The organism is Lentibacillus sp. (assembly GCF_035301925.1).
GTDB lineage: Bacteria > Bacillota > Bacilli > Bacillales > Amphibacillaceae > Lentibacillus.
The window spans coordinates 1-2,791 of the sequence record NZ_DATGTI010000082.1; the positions used below are offsets into that span (position 1 = coordinate 1).

4 protein-coding genes are annotated in these 2,791 nt (G+C 43.5%); 1 reads left to right on the top strand and 3 read right to left on the bottom strand.

Annotation, left to right across the window (positions count from 1 at the left end; genetic code table 11):
- The coding region (locus VK080_RS07000; protein ID WP_324224056.1) for an HAD family hydrolase at positions 1 to 210 on the top strand (210 nt) is incomplete at its 5' end.
- A gap of 60 nt (positions 211 to 270) precedes the next feature.
- Here VK080_RS07000 and VK080_RS07005 read toward each other — a convergent pair.
- The 3 genes from VK080_RS07005 to VK080_RS07015 all read right to left on the bottom strand — a co-directional run.
- On the bottom strand, positions 271 to 1,260 hold the full coding sequence (locus tag VK080_RS07005) for a tagatose 1,6-diphosphate aldolase (protein ID WP_324224057.1): 990 nt from the start codon (positions 1,258 to 1,260) through the stop codon (positions 271 to 273).
- A 21-nt stretch (positions 1,261 to 1,281) separates the two neighbouring features.
- Positions 1,282 to 2,211, bottom strand: coding sequence for a 1-phosphofructokinase (gene pfkB / locus VK080_RS07010; RefSeq protein ID WP_324224058.1), 930 nt, complete (start codon positions 2,209 to 2,211; stop codon positions 1,282 to 1,284).
- Positions 2,212 to 2,229: 18 nt separating this feature from the next.
- The coding region (locus VK080_RS07015; protein WP_324224059.1) for an N-acetylglucosamine-6-phosphate deacetylase at positions 2,230 to 2,791 on the bottom strand (562 nt) is incomplete at its 5' end.

A 2,791-nucleotide genomic window follows, 5' to 3' on the forward strand; every position in this document is an offset into this window, starting at 1 on the left:
GCACTCAAATTTATTGCAGACTATTTTAACGTCCCGCTTGCAGATACTTTTGCTATTGGGGATAATCTGAATGATATTTCTATGTTTGAAATAGCAGGCAGAGGAATCGCAATGGAGAATGCTGAGCAGGAAGTAAAGGAACGTGCAGCCTTCATTACCAAAGACCACAATGACAGCGGTGTGGCATATGCATTAAGGAACTATATCTAACGTAAGGGGGGTCTGTCCCTCACCACTTTAACGCATTACCGTGGTGGGGGACAGACCCCTCTATTCAAACCCTGTCCATGGTGTTGCTGTTTCCTTAATAGCTTTTTTCACTTTATTTAAGTTCTCCAATCCGGTTGTTTCGAGCCACTGATACTGAGCGTCTTTTCCTTCTTCTGCAAATGGCTGTACACCGTCTTTCCAGATAGCCCGTCCACACAAGCTGCCGCTGAATTTGGCACCGGCTTCTTTGGCAAAATGGAGTGTTTCAACGAATTGGTCATTTGTTACGCCGCCACTCAAATAAATGAATGGCAGTTGGCTTTTTTCTGAGCATGTACGATAAAAATTTGCTGCTTCTTCCTTGCTGAATACAGGTTCATAATTATCATATTGCTCGTAGCCTTCAATATTGTAGATGGATACTGGCACTTCAACTTTTAACAGGTCAATGCCGTATTCTTCTTTGGAGAATTCGGTCATAAAATACTCGACAATTTCAGGTTTCTTCTTGGCGAATTCAGCACTTTTTGAACCTAAACCCTCCGCACTGTAGGATACAGGCTCCAATATGAACAGCAGGTCGTTTTGTTTGCATTCATCACCGACACGCTTGATGAATGCTTTTTTGATCGTATTATATTTTTCTTCTTCTTTGTGATCATAATATACGAGCAATTTCAGTGCACTTGCGCCTTTTTCGATCAAATCCTGCACAGCATAGTTGTCAACCAAATTCGGCAGACGGCCCTTTTCTGAAGCATCGTACCCGGTTTTTTCATAGGCCATAATTAATCCGATATCATCATTTAATTTGCTTGCAGCGCTCCAGCCGTATTCCGGGTCAAGCAAAAGGGAAGATGACTGGTTCCCAAGCACTTCACTGACACCTTCTTTGAATCGGCTTAACCCATCTTCATAAGAAATGTCATCATTGAATGATTGAATCATTTTGCCTAATGAGCCGCGTTGATCCATGGCTGTAGCTATGACAACGTGATTATCATCAGAAATCAATTCCAAACCGCGTTTTTTTCCTGGTGTTAGTTTCATTTACGAGTCCTCCTGTCCAAATCAAATTCTTTCCACACGGATCTGGTCTTTGCACCAGTCAACCTTATCCGGACTAACCGATCCTGTTTGTGCTTCCATCGCATTGAGAACGCCCATTGTCAGTGCGTATTTTACAAGTTCTTCATCACTCAAACCGCGTGAAAAACCAACTGCAAACCCAGCGATGACCGAGTCACCTGAACCAACCGGATTAACCACATCAACTTTAGGTGTTGATACGCGATATATTTCCTCATTATGTTTTACAAAAGCGCCGGATGATCCTGTTGTCACAACGACCCAAGGAACACCGGAAAACTGTTGCGATTGTAATGCAGAAACAATCTGCGTATCGTCCGTCACTTTTTCCCCGAGTAAATCAGCCAGTTCTTCCTGATTTGGTTTAATTAAATAAGGTTTGTTGTCGCCTTCAAGCGTTTGGTGAAGCAATTCACCTTTCGTATCCAGCAATACCGGTGTATCATGCTGATGAGCGATTTTCACAAGCCGTGCATAAAAATCCTTCTCCAGACCCTTTGGCAAACTGCCGGAAATTGTAACATAATCCACCTTTTGTACGTTCTCTGAAAATTTATTTAAAAATTCATCGGCCTCTTTTTCATTTATTGTTGGGCCGGCTTCTAAAATCTCCGTCTGCTGTCCCTCGTGGATTACGGCGATACAATTACGCGTTTCGCCATCAATGCTGACAAAAAAATCCTCGATACCCTGCTCGGAAATTCTCTTTCGGATAAACTGCCCTAAACTTCCGCCCAAAAAGCCTGAAGCAGCCACTTTTTCATCGAGCTGTTGGATAACTCGTGATACGTTTAATCCCTTACCACCTGCCGTTTTTGAAACATCGGCAACACGATTGACCGTATCAAGGGACAGTTCGTCAAGCTTATAACTGATGTCAACGGAGGGGTTTAGTGTAATGGTTAAGATCATTTTCTCACCTGCTTACTTTCATTCATTACGATATTTTGTCTCTCCGGCTACTGCAACAGCCTTTATCTGAATGTTATTGTCAACTACAACATAATCAGCAATCTTCCCTTCAGCAATGCTGCCGAATTCATCATCATGGTTAAGACTCGCTGCTGGGGACAACGAAGCGCGGTGCCAAATCTCGTATAATGGCTTACCACTCCACTCATGTAAGTTTTTTACGCCATCGATAAGTTTCAGCGTACTCCCGGCCAATGATCCTGTTTCCGTTCTTGCAATGCCATCTTTCATCACAACTGGAAATTCACCCAGATGATATTTGCCATCGGGCATTAAGCCAGCGCGCATACAATCTGTTATCAATGATAATTTGTCGCCTTTCGTGCGGGCAGCAAGTACCGCTACATCCGGATGGACATGATGACCGTCACAGATTAACTCTGCAAACCCACGTACATCTGTCAGTGCTGCTCCCACAACTCCTGGTTCCCGATGATGCAGCCCTGACATTCCATTGAATAAATGGACAAAATTTCGTGCACCAGCGTCTATTGCATGCCTGCTGCGGTCAAAACTCGAG

Coding starts and splice junctions, on each gene's coding strand:
- VK080_RS07005 (WP_324224057.1), bottom strand. CDS start 1,260: ATGAAACTAACACCAGGAAAAAAACGCGGTTTGGAATTGATTTCTGAT.
- pfkB (WP_324224058.1), bottom strand. CDS start 2,211: ATGATCTTAACCATTACACTAAACCCCTCCGTTGACATCAGTTATAAG.